Source organism: Mesorhizobium sp. B2-7-3, assembly GCF_006440715.1.
Taxonomy (GTDB): domain Bacteria; phylum Pseudomonadota; class Alphaproteobacteria; order Rhizobiales; family Rhizobiaceae; genus Mesorhizobium; species Mesorhizobium australicum.
In genome coordinates this window covers 129,871-143,295 of record NZ_VFTY01000009.1, presented here as the reverse complement: position 1 = coordinate 143,295, position 13,425 = coordinate 129,871, and the positions used below count along the sequence as shown (strand labels likewise).

The following is a 13,425-nucleotide window of genomic DNA, read 5'->3' as shown; positions in this document are numbered from 1 at the left end:
CAAATTCCCGATTGTCAGAGGCGAGCATGTGCGATAATCCTTGCTTCAATATTCATAGGATTGTTGAAATATGAATGAACGTCAAGCCCTGTTGGCCTTCGCGGCGCTGTCGCAGGAAACACGGCTGCGCGTGCTGCGCCATCTGGTGATCGCCGGCCCCGACGGCATCGCCGCCGGGGCGATAGCCGAGAAGGTCGAGGTTTCGGCGTCCAACGTCAGCTTCCACCTCAAGGAGCTTGAACGCGCGGGGCTGGTGAGCGTGCGCCGCGATTCCCGCTCCATGGTCTACAGCGCCGAGTATGACATGCTGAGCGGTCTTATCCGCTTCTTGATGGAGGATTGTTGCTCCGGCCGGCCGGAAATCTGCGCGCCGGCGGTGTTGCCGGGCTGCTGTGCGGCCGACACGCGGGAGCCTGCCCGATGAGTGGCGACCACCCTGTGCCTGGCGCGTCCTCCATCCGGGACACGGCCGGTTTTGATTTGCCGCGCCGGCTCACGGCGGAAGCTCTCGGCACGGGCTTGCTGGTGGCCACGGTGGTCGGCTCCGGCATCATGGCGCAGTCGCTGACGACCGATCGCGCGCTGGCGCTGCTTGGCAACACCTTGCCGACGGGGGCAATCCTCGTGGTGCTCATCACCATACTGGGGCCGGTCTCGGGCGCCCATTTCAATCCGGCCGTTTCAATGGTCCTGGCGCTGTCGCGCCGGCTGCCGGCGAGCGACTGCGCCTGGTATGTGCTCGCCCAACTCTCGGGCGGCGTCGCCGGCACGGTCGGCGCGCACCTGATGTTCGGGCTTTCGCCGCTCGCCTTGTCGACGCATGACCGAACGGGACCCGCGCTCTGGCTTTCGGAAGGGATCGCGACCTTCGGGTTGCTGGCGGTCATTCTCGCCGGCCTGCGTTTCGAGCGCTCGGCCATCCCCTGGCTGGTCGGCCTCTATATCACCGCCGCCTACTGGTTCACCGCATCGACATCGTTCGCCAACCCAGCGGTCGCGGCCGCACGGTCACTGACGGACAGTTTTTCCGGAATCAGTCCGGCAAGCCTGCCGGGCTTCATCGCCGCCGAACTGGCCGGCGCGGGCATTGCCCTGGCGCTGACGACATGGCTGCTGCAGCCGCACGTTCAACCGTTCCCCATCGAGGCCAGCCCATGACGATCACCATCTACCACAATCCGGACTGCGGCACCTCGCGCAACACGCTCGCCATGATCAGGGCGAGCGGCGAGGAGCCGACCATCGTCGAATATCTGAAACATCCGCCGCCACGTGCGCGGCTGGAGCAGTTGATAGCGACGCTCGAAATTCCCGTGCGCGCCCTGCTGCGTGAAAAGGGCACCCCCTATGCCGAACTGGGCCTGGCCGATCCAAAATGGTCCGACGGCCAACTGCTCGATGCCATGCTCGAGCATCCGATCCTGATCAACCGGCCGATCGTCGAAACGCCGAGAGGGACACGGCTGTGCCGTCCGTCCGAGCTTGTGCTGGATCTGCTCGACCACCCGGTGAGCCGGTTCACCAAGGAAGACGGCGAGGTGGTGAGCCATGACCGCGGTGGGCAATGATGGAAGCCTTGCAAAAGCCGAAACCGCGGAGCGTGCGCCGATAGCGGCTGTCGCCGCGCTCGGGATCACCCAGATTATCGGCTACGGCACGCTCTATTACAGTTTCAGCATCCTTGCCGGCGACATGGCGAAGGATATGGGCTGGCCAACCGAATGGATATTTGGCGCGCTATCGGCCGCGCTGCTGGCCGGCGGGCTGACCGCACCCTTGCTCGGCGGCTGGATCGACCGTTTTGGCGCGGGACGGATCATGACCGCCGGCTCGGCCGTTGCTGCCGCTGCGCTTGCCGCCTGTGCCTATGCGCCCAACGGTCCAGCCTTCGTCGCCGCGCTGATTGCCCTGGAGGCAGCATCGAACCTTGTCCAATACGGCGCGGCCTGCGCGCTGCTGGTCCAGATCCGGCCGCGTGCCGCGCAGCGCAGCATAACCTATCTCACCCTCATCGCCGGTTTCGCATCGACCGTCTTCTGGCCGATCACATCGGCGCTGCATGGGCATTTGCCTTGGCGAGACATCTACCTCGTCTTTGCCGGGCTGAACCTGCTGGTCTGCCTGCCGCTGCACGCCTGGCTCTCGCAGGGGCTGGCCAGGAGCAGGCGCGCGGCAAACGAGCCGCCACGGCACGTCGCGGGATCGCTGCCGGCCCCGGCGCGGCCGCTCGGCTTTGCCTTGATGGTTGTCGCTTTCTCGCTCCAGAACCTGGTCAGCGCCGCCGTGCTGGTCCATATGGTGCCGCTGCTGTCCGGGCTCGGTCTGGGTGCCGCCGCCGCCATCGTTGGAACGCTGTTCGGGCCGTCGCAGGTGCTCAGCCGTTTCATCAATATGGTCTTCGGGATCAACCTGCCGCCGCTGCGGCTCGCCATCATCTCAGCCGTGCTGATGACGGCGGGCGTGGTCATCCTGCTTGGCACCGCGCCTTCGATCGCCGGCGCGATGGCGTTCGCCGTCGTCTTCGGAATGGGCAACGGGCTGTTCAGCATCGTCACCGGGGCACTGCCACTGATGCTGTTCGGCAGCGAAGGCTATGGCCGGCTGCAGGGACGCGCCATGTCCGCCCGCCTGATCGTCTCGGCGGTCGCGCCGTTCGCCCTGGCATTGGCGATGGCCCATATCGGCATTTCCTGGTCGCTGGGCCTGATGGCGCTTGTTGGCTGTCTGGCTCTGCTGGTGCTGGCGGCAATCGCGAAAGTGTCGAGCGCCACCTGAAACCGGGCAGGAATGCCCAGAGGCGGTTTGGCGCCACTCCGCCGGCTCAATTTCCCCTCTCGGAACCGTCGTGGATCGGCTTGTGATGCCTCAAATCGTCCGGCCGCAGCAGCGTCTGGCGTTTCAAAACCGGCTCGCCGAACAGTGGCTACGCGCCTTTGTCACGACGGCAGGTTCATCTGTTTTCGGAGGCTTTTGTCGAAGGCATGCGCGGGAACAAACCGTCGCAGCAGGTATAGGCGACGCGCCTGCTTGCTGGCGGGATAGCGCAGCTTCGGCGATGTCGCGGTGGCCGCGGTGACGACCGCCTGGCCGACGACCTCGGGAGCATCGCCGGTTTCGATCGCCCTGTTCCAGACCGCGGTTGCCGTTGCCCGCGCCTGGTCATAGACACTCATCATCCTGTCCGGCTTCGTCGCATTGTGATCGAGAGCCGTACGGGTGAAGGCCGGTTCGACCAGCAGGACGCGAATACCGAAGGGGCGGACCTCATGGTCCAGCGACTCGGAGTAGCCCTCGACGGCATGTTTCGTGGATGTGTAGAGCGCGCTGAACGGGCTGGGGACAAAGCCGACAACCGAGCTGATGTTGACGATCCGGCCGCCGCCCTGACGTCGCATGATCGGCAGCACCTCGTTTGTGACGCGGATGAGACCGAAGACGTTGACGTCGAAAAGGGTCTTTGCCTGTTCAACGGACGATTCTTCCGCACCCGCGATCAGTGCATTGCCAGCATTGTTGACCAGCAGGTCGATGCGCCCGACCTGGCTTATCACTTGCGACACCATGCTTGCGACGGAGTCCGCGTCGGTCACGTCGCAGCTCAGCATCGTGATCCCGGGCGGTGACCCGGTCGCGGCTTTCCGGCTCGTGCCGAAGACGCGGTAGCCGGCCGATTGAAGGGCTTTGGCTGTCGCAAGCCCGATGCCGCCCGCTGCTCCGGTGACGACGGCGACGCCGCGATTTTTGTTGTTCATTTCAATATCCTTCGAGATGCATGATCATGACGGTTTGTGCCGACGGACTTGTCAGCCGTGTACGCTCAGATGAAGCATGGGGTGATGTTCGTAATGGCCGGCGCCATTTCTCACGATGGGGTCTTGTGAGGTTATCGCCTGGATGTCCTGGTCGTCGGCGATCCGGTATAGTGACAAGCCATAGCCGCCGCCTGGATCCATCACCGGACCATGGGCGACGACCAGTCCGCGGTCGAGCAACTCGTCCAAGAAGGCGCCATGCTGCCTCATCCATTCCCGCTCGTCGCCGGTCATGGATGCAAGAAAGTCGGCACGGGGCGGGATGTACTTGCACAGATAGAATTTCATTTGGGACTCCCAGCGGCGCGATGACCGGCCGTCACCATCATTTTTCGGTGGAACGGCCTCGCGAGATCAGATACTATCAAATTAATAGTAAGTCACTATCAAAATGGTATCGACGTGAAGAATCTTTCCAACCAGCCCTGTTTGATCGCCCGCAGCCTCGGCACGATGGGTGACACGTGGAGCATGCTGATCATGCGCGATGCCCATGCGGGGCTCAGCCGTTTCGACGAATTTCGCAAGAACCTCGGCATCGCTCCGACGATGCTGACCAGCCGGTTGGCGACCTTGACTCAGGAAGGGCTGCTGGAGAAACGGCGATATTCGGAGCGGCCGCCACGGGATGAATATGTGCTGACCGAGGCCGGTCGGGATTTGCTTCCGGTGCTGTTCTCGCTCGCCGCCTGGGGCAGCAAGCACCGGGGCGGTGGCAATTTCACCCGGTTCTTCGACGCCGAGACAGGAACCGAAATCGACCCAGTCAGCATCGATCGCGGGACCGGGGCGCCGATCGGCAGTCGTCCCATACAGATCGTGACGCCCAAGCTGCCTGACGGCCCGTCGGACTGACTGGATGCGCCGGAGCGAACGGCGATAGCTGGCCGGCAAGAGAGGGAATTCAGGTGGGCCTTCCTCGGATCAGCCGCTCTTCTTCGCACCAATCCAGTCGGCGGCCACTTCGGCGAACAGCCAGTCACGGAACGCCCTGATCTTTTTCTGGCGCAGCGCGCCTTCGGGATAGACGACGTAGTAGCTGGCCGCCGATTTCAGCGCGAGATCGAAGGGCCGGACCAGCCGGCCTGCCGCGAGGTCGGCCGAGACCAGCGCGCTGCGGCCGAGCAGCACGCCTTCGCCATGCACGGCGGCCTCGACGGCGAAGGTGGCGGAATCGAAGCGCACGCCGCGTGTGGGGTCGATGCCTTCGACACCGGCCTGCTCAAGCCATGTCGCCCAGTCGATGCGAAAGGCGTCGTGGATCAGTTTGTGGTGCCTGAGGTCCGCTGGCAGATGCAGCGGATGCTCGCCTTGCAGCAGTTCCGGGCTGCAGACGGGGAAAACCTCCTCGTCGGCGAGGAATTCCGCCGTCACCCCGCTATAGCCGCCGCGGCCGTAGCGGATGGATATGTCGATGCCGTCGCTGACGAAATCGGCCAGCACGCCCGAAGTCGCCAGCCGCACGTCGATATCGGGATTGGCGCGATGGAAACGATGCAGCCTCGGCACCAGCCAGCGGCCGGCGAAACCGTCGGACGTGCTGACATTGAGGATGCGCGTCGAGCGGTCGGGCGTGGCGGCGATGGTGGCGGCGGCGATCTGGTCGAGCGCCTTGCCGACCTCCGCCGCATAGGCCGCGCCGACGCCCGTGAGGCGCACGGAGCGTGTGCCGCGATCGAAGAGCTGGATGCCCAGCCTGTCCTCGATGTTGCGGATGGCGCGGCTGACCGCGCCATGGGTGAGGTTGAGCTCCTCCGCGGCCTTGGAGAAACTCAAATGCCTGGCCGCCGCGTCGAAGGCGGGCAAAGCGGTGAGGGGCGGCAGTCTGCGCGGCATCGGATCGACCTGTGAGTGTTACTCACAAATCCTGCACAAAGAGTCGTTTGTCGTCCAGCCCTCAATGGCCCAATATTCAGGCGTACCAAGCATCCACACCGGCTTTCCGGTTCATCGATGCGCTGAATTGACCAGACAAATGTGAGCAATCGTCATGCTCGCCCCACTCGGGCGACATAGGCAGGCTTGCGCCCAGTGAAACACAGGAGACGGATTATGACCTTGACCCTTCGACCCATCGGCGCCGCGATGAGCGGCCTTGCCATGCGAAGCGCGGCAGCGTTCGAGCGCCGCCGCACGTTGCGCCGGATCTCCCGGCTTTCCGATCGCCGTTTGCATGACATCGGCCTCGAACGCGACTGGGACGGTTCGATCCTTGCTAACGGAATTCTGGCCAATGGGAGGACGATATGACCAGCACCCTGATCATCGGCGCGACCGGACTGCTCGGCAGCGAGATGGCCAAGGCCAGCGCGCGCAATGGCGACAGCCTCCATGTTCTGGTCCGGCAGGCAACGTCGGCCAATGAAGCGCGGATGCGCCCGCTGAAGGATCTCGGCGCCACGGTGCATGTCGGCGATCTCGACGACTATGACAGCCTCGTGCGCGCCGTCGGCAAGGTCGACCGCGTCATCAGCTCGGTGCATGTGGGGTCGGCCAGCGAGATGACGCTGGTGCGCGCCATCAGGGATGCCGGTATCTCCCGCTATGTGCCGTCCGCCGGTTTCGGCCTCGACTTTGCCGCCGCCGCACCCGGCTCGATCGAACCGCTCGACATCAAGCGGGCCGTCTTCGACGCGGTCCGGGAGGCCGACCTGCCCTATACGGTGATCTACACCAACGGCTTCTTCTCGACCTGGGTGGCGACGCTGGGCGACCTGACGCGCTTCGGCTCGTCGCCGCTGCCGCCCGACGAGGTGACGCTCTATGGCGAGGGCAACGTTCCGGCGACCTTCGTCAGCGAGAAGGATATCGCTGCGGTCACCATGCGCGCACTGGAGGATGCCAATGCTGTTCGCAGCGAGATACGGATCGCGCAAAACAAGATCACCCAAGGTGAAATGATCGAGCTGTGGCGGCAAGTGAGCGGCCGTTCGCCCCGCGTCAAGCAGATGAGCGCCGAGGAGCTGGAGGCGCTGATCGCGGCGGTTCCCGGCCTTGGATTGCTGCGCGCATTCTGGATCCGCGGCGAGACCGCGCTCGAGACGGCCACCCCGGAAGCCGGGACGCTTTATCCGGAGCTGAGGTTCGAGACGATTGAAAGCGCTTTTGTGGCGATGGCTGGCGCGGGTGGGCACAGGTTGTGAAGGCGGCGGATATGGTTGGCGTTGCGACAGCGGTTGACCGCGCTGTCCATCCGGCCGATAGGTCCGCGCAAACAGCCGAGACGCCGATGCCCAATCTCAAAGATGCGACCCGCGCCGCCGACACCGCCTGGCAGGACGATGTCCGCGCCGGCGTGCGCCATGTGCGCGACCTCGCTTCCCTGCCGCTCTCGCCGGCCGAGCGCGAAGCCGCGCAAGCCGCCGCGGCGCTTCACAAGGTGCGGGCGCCAAAGGCCTATCTCGACTTGATCGACTGGAACGATCCCGCCGATCCGATCCGGGCGCAGGTGATCCCGTCGCCTGGGGAATTGGACAAGACTGAGGGTGAGCTTGGCGACCCGATCGCCGATCACGAATTCAGCCCGGTGCCGCGGCTGACGCATCGCCATGCCGATAGGGTGCTTTTGTTCCCGACCTATCAATGCGCGGTCTATTGCCGGTTCTGCTTCCGCAAGGAATCGCTGACGTCGATCGGTCGTGGTTATACGCGCGAGGCGCTGGAGCCGGCGCTGGCCTATATATCGGAGCATCCCGAAATCCGCGAAGTGATCCTGACCGGCGGCGATCCGCTGTCGCTGCCCGACAAGGCACTGGCCGAGATCCGAGCGCGCATCGAGGACATCGCCCATGTGCGATTGCTGCGCCTCCACACGCGCGTGCCGGTGGCACTGCCGTCGCGCATCACGCCAGGGCTGGTCGCGGCGCTGCAGGGCCGGCTTATGGTGACGGTGGTCACCCACTTCAACCACGCGCGCGAGATCACCGACGCCACCGAAGTGGCCTGCCGCGCCTTGCGACAGGCCGGCTTCGTGATGCTCAACCAGAGCGTTCTGCTGAAGGGCGTCAACGATACGGTCGAAGCGCTGGAAGAGCTCTGCCGCGAGCTGATGTACCGGCTGGGGATAAAACCCTACTACCTCCACCATGGCGATCTCGCACGCGGCATGGCACACAGGCGCACCACGATCGCGCAGGGGCAGGCGCTGGTGGAAGCGCTGCGCCCGCGCCTGTCGGGCATCTGCAACCCTGTCTATGTGCTCGACCTGCCCGACGGGGGAGGGAAAGTGCCGCTTGGACCTTGCCATGTCGAGGAACAGGACGGGCAGCGCTGGCGCATACGTGGGCTGGATGGTGCGGTGAGGGCCTATCGAGAGGTGGTTGGCGAATAGGCCAACGCCTATCTGGCAACAAACGCCAGCACGACCACGCGCGGGGCGATACAGTGTGCGAGGCTGACCTTGCGGCCCGTCCTCGTTGTCGCGTGGCCGGTTTCGAGGTCCACGGCGATATCCTCATAGCCCAGCACCTCGCGATCCAGCGGATAGGCGGCCTTGTAGACCGCTTCCTTGGCGGCGAAAAGGATGCGGCCGGCAAGCTGCCGGTCGGCGGCGTCGATCCGGTCTTCGGGAATTGCCACGAGCGAGAAAATCTCATCGGGCAGGGGCAGCGCCGGCTCGGCGTCGATGCCGAGCGAGGCGATGCGGCCAACAGGCGCGACCGCCGCCACGGCCATGTCGTCGTCATGCGCGAGCGAGCCCGTTATCCCGTCCGGCCATGCGGGTGCACCGGACGGCGTGCGCAAGAGGGCGAAACCGTCGAAGCCGGCATCCGTCAGCAGTCGGTGCGCGAGCAATCGCGCCGCGCCGCTGGCCCGCCGCATGGACGGCTGGCGAGCGGGGATGGAGCGTGCTTCCGCCGGCAACAGATGGGTCTCGTCGCCTTCGCGGATGATCCGGCAACCGGTGCGGACCCCGGCAGGAGCCATGGCGGCCATGGCGCGCGCCATGGCGATTTCCTCGGGCGGATCGGCGGGCGGCGTCATCGGTCGCCGGTGGGCAGAATGAGATCCGCGATCATTTCGCCGTCCTCGTCGAGCCCCTGTTCGACGAAACCGGCACTGCGATAGAGCTGCCGTGCCGCCTCGTTCTCCGGTTCGTAGCAGATCGACACGTGCCTGATGTGGCCGAGCCCGTCGATTTCCTCCAGCACTTCACGCAACGCGGCCTTGCCGTAACCCCGGCCTTGCGAGGCACGGTCGATCATGAAGCGGTAGATGCGCGCCTCGTCATCGTCCCGCGGCGCCTCGTACATCAGGAACCCGACGATTTGGTCGCCTGCCATGACGGCGCGTGGCCGCGCGTCACGATCGGATCTGGCCTCACGCAGGGAGGCTGCATTGCTGGCGACGAAATCCATCTGCTCCGGCGCCAGCTGCAATGCGGTGACCAAAGCGCGATTGGCTGGGGTCACCGGGCCGATCCGGATGTCCGCGGTGCTTCCGGATCGCTCTGCCATGTGGCCTCCGACGATATCGGGATCGAGCGTCAGGACGACGCCCTGGAGCCGTCTTCCATGACCGGCTCGACGAACCGGTGCAGCTTGGCCGGATTGCCGCGCCAGATCGAGTTGGGCTCCAACTCCTCGCCCTTCATCACGAAGGAATCGGCATCGACCATCGATCCTTTGCCCATCACCACGCCGTAATGGACAAAGGCGGAAGGTCCGAGCGTGCAGCCATCGCCGATACGGATGAAGTCGGACTTGAACGCACCTTCTTCCAGCGAGTGGGCCTGGATGACGCAGCCTTCATTGAGCGTGACGTCATCGCCGATCACCACGAGGGAACGCTCGGTCAGGTTGGCGCCGCCGTCATAGACGCGCTTGCCCACCTTGACCCCAAGCATGCGCAGGATCATCGGCCGGAACGGGGTGCCGGCGAACAGGCGCACAACAGGCGAATCCGCGAGCTTCCAGTGGCGCTCGTGGCGCCAGAATGTGACGTCGTAGATCGTCGTTATCTGCGGCTTCAGCTTGCGAAAACCGAGGCTTGCCCGCTCGACGAAGATGTAGAACGGAATGGTGATCGCCGAGGTCAAAAGCACCGCCACGAAGAGGGCGATCTCAGCCCATTCGGTGTAGTAGTTCAGTGCCCGGTCCCAGATCGCAAGCGTGGCGAACAGCATGACCCATTGCGTTGCCATGAACAGGAGGATCGTCACCAGATTGTGACGGTTCTTGAGCGGGATGCGCTGGCGTCGGTCTTGCTCGTCGATGCCGGCGATGAGTTCCTTGTCGCGGTTCACCATGCGCGGGATTTCAAAGGGCGGCGAGCCCAGAAGGCCGACATTCTCGCGCAATGGTCCGTCGATGGGGACCATCACCTTGGTGCCGAGCAGGACGTTGTCGCCCGTGCGTCCATCCGGCGGATAGTAGATGTTGTTGCCGAGATAGTTGCGCTCGCCGATCCGGGTCGGCTCGAGCCGGAACGCGGAAGCGGACTTGTGCATGTTGATCATGAAAAGCCCGTCCGACACCATGGTCTGGGTGCCGATCTCGCACAGGAGCGGGTTTTCGTGCTGCTGGTTGGAGCCGAAATTGGAGCCCGTCTGCACCACCTTATTGAGGTTCCAGCCGATGGCGCTCATGTAATGGACGATGGCCGAGCTATCACCGAACAGCAGCCCGAGCACGCGGGAGTTGCTCGAGAACTCGGCAACCGTCTGCAGCCAGTAGCGGAAGCCATAAAGCGTGTAAGTACGGCCGGGTTTCAGGATCAGGCTGAACAGGCGCGGTACCACCGTGGCGGCGAAAAAGGCGGCGGCGATGTAGCCGAACAGTGTGACCGTGGTGCCGATCGCCACAATGCCGATGGTCTCCTGATAGTCGTCGCCGACATTCTCCCAATAGCTGTGGAACAAAAGCGGCAGCGGGGTGACGATGGCAAACAGGCCTATCAGCTGCACGGCCTCATAGAGGAAGCGCCGGATGCGGGGAGGATTGACGTTGCGCACCTTGCAATAGTCCGCCGTGGTCGGCACCGCGGGCGATCCATGCCAGTGTTCGCCGTCGGGGATGCTTTGCCCGTGCTGCAGCGAGGAGGAATGACCGAGCTGGCCGCCGTCGCCGATCGCGGTGTCGATGTCGAGCGTGCAGCCGACGCCGACGAAGGCGTCGCGGCCGATGGTCAGCGGCCCGGTGTGGATATAGCCGGCCTGGGCGCGATAGCCAAGGATCAATGATTCCTTGCGCAGGATCGTTCGGTCGCCGATCGAAATCAGGTCCGTGCACACCGGCACGGCCCGGGATTCGATGACCACGTTCTTGCCGATCCTGGTTCCCAGAAGCTGCAGGTAGAGGCTGTAGAGCGGGCTTCCGCGGAACAGCACGACGGGTGCCGTGCGGATCAAGGTTTTGACCACCCAGAAGCGATAGTAGCGCAGGCCCCAGATCGGGAACGCTTCCGCCTTCCAGCGGCCGACCAGCAGCCATTTGGCGGCAATGGCGAAGCCCGACATGCCGAAGAACACGCCGGCTGAGAGCACCACGCACCTGACATAAAGCTGCAGCGGGTCGTCGAGCGTGTCATAGACCCAGTTGAGGCCGTCATTGATCGCCCACAAGGCCACGTAGCTGTAGAGCGCGTAAAACAGCAACTGCGCCGCGCCGCAGGTCCAGTAGACGAAATTGGACGCCTGGCGGGTGAGAACGGGCTCGTTGGTGGCCGTCGTCATCTCTTCCGCCACGCTCAGGTGCTTGGCCAGGCGCGCCACCGTCGGATAGAGATAGATGTCGCGCATCGACGTCGTCGCCCATTCCTTGCGGGTGCGCACACGCGCGCAAAAATGCGCCATCAGCAACGAGTTGGCGCCGAGATCGTCGAAGAAATTGTCCTCGACGGACACATCGTCGAACTTCAGCACGGCGCATAGCGCGTCGGCCAGGAAACGCTCGTCGTCATTGCCGGGCGGCACCATGGCGCGATCGGCCGAGAGCCGGACGCTGGTTGGTTTGGGCAACTGGCGAAGGTCGACCTTGTTGGAGACCGTCATCGGGATCGCCGGCAGTTCCTCCAGATAGGAGGGCACCATGTAGTCGGGCAGACGTCGCTTCATCGTCTGGGCAATGTCGGCGCGCGAGAGAGCCGGCTGGCCGGCCTTGGGCGCGTAATAGGCAACGAGTTCGACGCGGCCGGGCTCGATCTCCCAGGTGGTGACGGCGGCCTGCGCGATCTCGGGCTGGTCGAGCAGCACGGCCTCGATCTCGCCGAGTTCAATGCGATAGCCGCGGATCTTCACTTGGGTATCGATGCGCCCGGCATACTCGATCTCGCCGGCGTCACTGATCCGGCCAAGGTCGCCGGTGCGGTAGATGCGCTTCGACGGGTTGTTCGGCAGGCCGAGGAAATCGGCGATGAACTTCTGTTCGGTCAGGTCCGGCCGGTTGAGATAGCCGGCCGCCAGCCCGATGCCGGCAATGCCGATCTCGCCCAGTTCGCCAGGTTCGGCGAGCCGCGGCAGCGAAGGGTCGAGAATGACGATCGAGTAGGTGGGCAGCGGCGCGCCGATCGTCACCGGCCGGTCCGGCGTCAGTACACCCATGGTTGCCGTGACGGTCGCCTCGGTCGGGCCATAGGTGTTGAGGATCTGCCGGCCGGGCTTCGACCAGCGCACCACCAGATTGTGCGGGCAGGCCTCGCCGCCGACCAGCAGCGTGCGCAGGCTGGGCACGTCCGATGTCATGGACGACAGAAGCGTCGGGCTGCAGGCCATGCAGGTGATGTCGTGATGGCGCAGGAAATCGGCGAGCTCTTCGCCCACGAGAGGCATCTGGCCTGGTGCCGGCACGACCGTCGCGCCGGCGACGAACGGCACCCAGATTTCCTCGGAGGAAAAGTCGAAGGCGATGGTCATGCCCTGATAGACGCGATCGCCCGGCCGGTAGCCGTAGGATGCGGCGGCGACGCGGATGAAGTTGACGAAGCTCTGGTGGCGGATGGCCACGCCCTTCGGCCTGCCGGTCGTGCCGGACGTATAGAGGATGTAACAGATGTCTTCTGCCGCAGTGGGGGCCGGCGTCTTGTGCGGCTTCAGCGGCGCGTCGGACTGGGCTGATATTTCGGCGGCGGCGCTGTCGATCAACAGGTGCGGAACCGGCAGCTGGTCGGCCCGCGAAGCGTAGGTGGCGATGGTGACGACCAGGCAGACGCTGGCGTCTTCGATGATGAGCGCCATGCGCTCTTGCGGAAAGGCGGTGGCCAGCGGCACGAAGGCGGCACCCGCCTTCACCACGGCGAGCAGGGCCACATAGGTTTCCGCGGACCGGTCGAGAATGAGCCCGACACGGTGACCCGGCCGCACGCCGCGCTTGACCAGCAGACGGGCGAACTGATTGGCGCGCTTGTCCAGCTCCCGATAGGTCCAGGCGCGGCCCTCGGAGATCACCGCCGGCAGCGTGGCGAATGTTTCGGCGAGTTGCTCGAACACCTTATCGAGCCGCTCGTCCGGCTGACCCGCCCGGGCAAAATCGGCGCCCGCCAGGACCTGGCCACGCGCTCCCAAGGCAATTCCCGCAAGTGCATCGACGCTGTCGGGGCTGGTCTCGGGTCCTGCGCCCGATCTTGCCGCTTCCCTGTCCAGTTCGGCGATATCGATACCGTGGTCCATTTCCAAACT

General features: G+C 64.7%; 14 protein-coding genes. 8 read left to right on the top strand and 6 right to left on the bottom strand.

What is annotated here, in order from left to right; all coding sequences use genetic code 11:
- The first annotated feature begins 70 nt into the window (after positions 1-70).
- The 4 genes from FJW04_RS20860 to arsK are packed head-to-tail and all read left to right on the top strand — an operon-like array spanning position 71 to position 2,775.
- Positions 71-424 carry a metalloregulator ArsR/SmtB family transcription factor gene (locus tag FJW04_RS20860; protein WP_140716386.1) on the top strand — a complete coding sequence of 118 codons (354 nt, stop codon included), beginning with the start codon at positions 71-73 and terminating at the stop codon, positions 422-424.
- Entirely contained in the window at positions 421-1,158 is a 738-nt protein-coding gene (locus tag FJW04_RS20855) for an MIP/aquaporin family protein (RefSeq protein WP_140716384.1), read from the top strand. The genes FJW04_RS20860 and FJW04_RS20855 overlap by 4 nt, the downstream gene beginning before the upstream one ends.
- Positions 1,155-1,568, top strand: a complete 414-nt coding sequence (arsC, locus tag FJW04_RS20850; protein ID WP_140617965.1) for an arsenate reductase (glutaredoxin) — start codon at positions 1,155-1,157, stop codon at positions 1,566-1,568. The genes FJW04_RS20855 and arsC overlap by 4 nt, the downstream gene beginning before the upstream one ends.
- Positions 1,549-2,775, top strand: a complete 1,227-nt coding sequence (gene arsK, locus FJW04_RS20845) for an arsenite efflux MFS transporter ArsK (RefSeq protein WP_140716382.1) — start codon at positions 1,549-1,551, stop codon at positions 2,773-2,775. Before arsC ends, arsK begins: the two co-directional genes overlap by 20 nt.
- A gap of 161 nt (positions 2,776-2,936) precedes the next feature.
- On the opposite strand, the gene FJW04_RS20840 is transcribed toward arsK, so the two are convergent.
- Both FJW04_RS20840 and FJW04_RS20835 read right to left on the bottom strand, forming a co-directional pair.
- Positions 2,937-3,752 carry an oxidoreductase gene (locus FJW04_RS20840; protein WP_140716380.1) on the bottom strand — a complete coding sequence of 272 codons (816 nt, stop codon included), beginning with the start codon at positions 3,750-3,752 and terminating at the stop codon, positions 2,937-2,939.
- Positions 3,753-3,803: 51 nt separating this feature from the next.
- A complete protein-coding gene (locus FJW04_RS20835) occupies positions 3,804-4,100 on the bottom strand; it encodes a YciI family protein (protein WP_140716377.1) in 297 nt (98 codons plus the stop codon).
- Positions 4,101-4,214: 114 nt separating this feature from the next.
- Between FJW04_RS20835 and FJW04_RS20830 the strand changes: the two genes are divergently transcribed.
- Positions 4,215-4,667 (top strand): helix-turn-helix domain-containing protein, encoded by a 453-nt coding sequence (locus FJW04_RS20830; protein WP_015316902.1) that lies wholly within the window; start codon positions 4,215-4,217, stop codon positions 4,665-4,667.
- Positions 4,668-4,736: 69 nt separating this feature from the next.
- On the opposite strand, the gene FJW04_RS20825 is transcribed toward FJW04_RS20830, so the two are convergent.
- Positions 4,737-5,648, bottom strand: a complete 912-nt coding sequence (locus FJW04_RS20825; RefSeq protein WP_015316903.1) for a transcriptional regulator GcvA — start codon at positions 5,646-5,648, stop codon at positions 4,737-4,739.
- A 216-nt stretch (positions 5,649-5,864) separates the two neighbouring features.
- Between FJW04_RS20825 and FJW04_RS20820 the strand changes: the two genes are divergently transcribed.
- The 3 genes from FJW04_RS20820 to FJW04_RS20810 all read left to right on the top strand — a co-directional run bounded on the left by FJW04_RS20820 (position 5,865) and on the right by FJW04_RS20810 (position 8,142).
- The gene (locus FJW04_RS20820) at positions 5,865-6,062 is read left to right on the top strand and encodes a DUF1127 domain-containing protein (protein WP_140663408.1); all 198 of its coding nucleotides are present in this window, start codon (positions 5,865-5,867) and stop codon (positions 6,060-6,062) included.
- Entirely contained in the window at positions 6,059-6,955 is an 897-nt protein-coding gene (locus FJW04_RS20815; protein WP_140716375.1) for an NmrA family NAD(P)-binding protein, read from the top strand. The genes FJW04_RS20820 and FJW04_RS20815 overlap by 4 nt, the downstream gene beginning before the upstream one ends.
- A gap of 86 nt (positions 6,956-7,041) precedes the next feature.
- Positions 7,042-8,142, top strand: a complete 1,101-nt coding sequence (locus FJW04_RS20810) for a KamA family radical SAM protein (RefSeq protein ID WP_181173012.1) — start codon at positions 7,042-7,044, stop codon at positions 8,140-8,142.
- Positions 8,143-8,150: 8 nt separating this feature from the next.
- Here the strand turns inward: FJW04_RS20810 and FJW04_RS20805 are convergent, their stop codons facing one another.
- Genes FJW04_RS20805 through FJW04_RS20795 form a run of 3 tightly spaced genes read right to left on the bottom strand, consistent with a single transcriptional unit; the run spans position 8,151 to position 13,416 of the window.
- Positions 8,151-8,795, bottom strand: coding sequence for a 4'-phosphopantetheinyl transferase superfamily protein (locus tag FJW04_RS20805; protein ID WP_140716371.1), 645 nt, complete (start codon positions 8,793-8,795; stop codon positions 8,151-8,153).
- A complete protein-coding gene (locus tag FJW04_RS20800; RefSeq protein ID WP_140663404.1) occupies positions 8,792-9,268 on the bottom strand; it encodes a GNAT family N-acetyltransferase in 477 nt (158 codons plus the stop codon). The genes FJW04_RS20805 and FJW04_RS20800 overlap by 4 nt, the downstream gene beginning before the upstream one ends.
- Before the next feature lie 29 nt (positions 9,269-9,297).
- Positions 9,298-13,416, bottom strand: a complete 4,119-nt coding sequence (locus FJW04_RS20795; RefSeq protein WP_181173011.1) for a Pls/PosA family non-ribosomal peptide synthetase — start codon at positions 13,414-13,416, stop codon at positions 9,298-9,300.
- Positions 13,417-13,425: the final 9 nt, after the last annotated feature.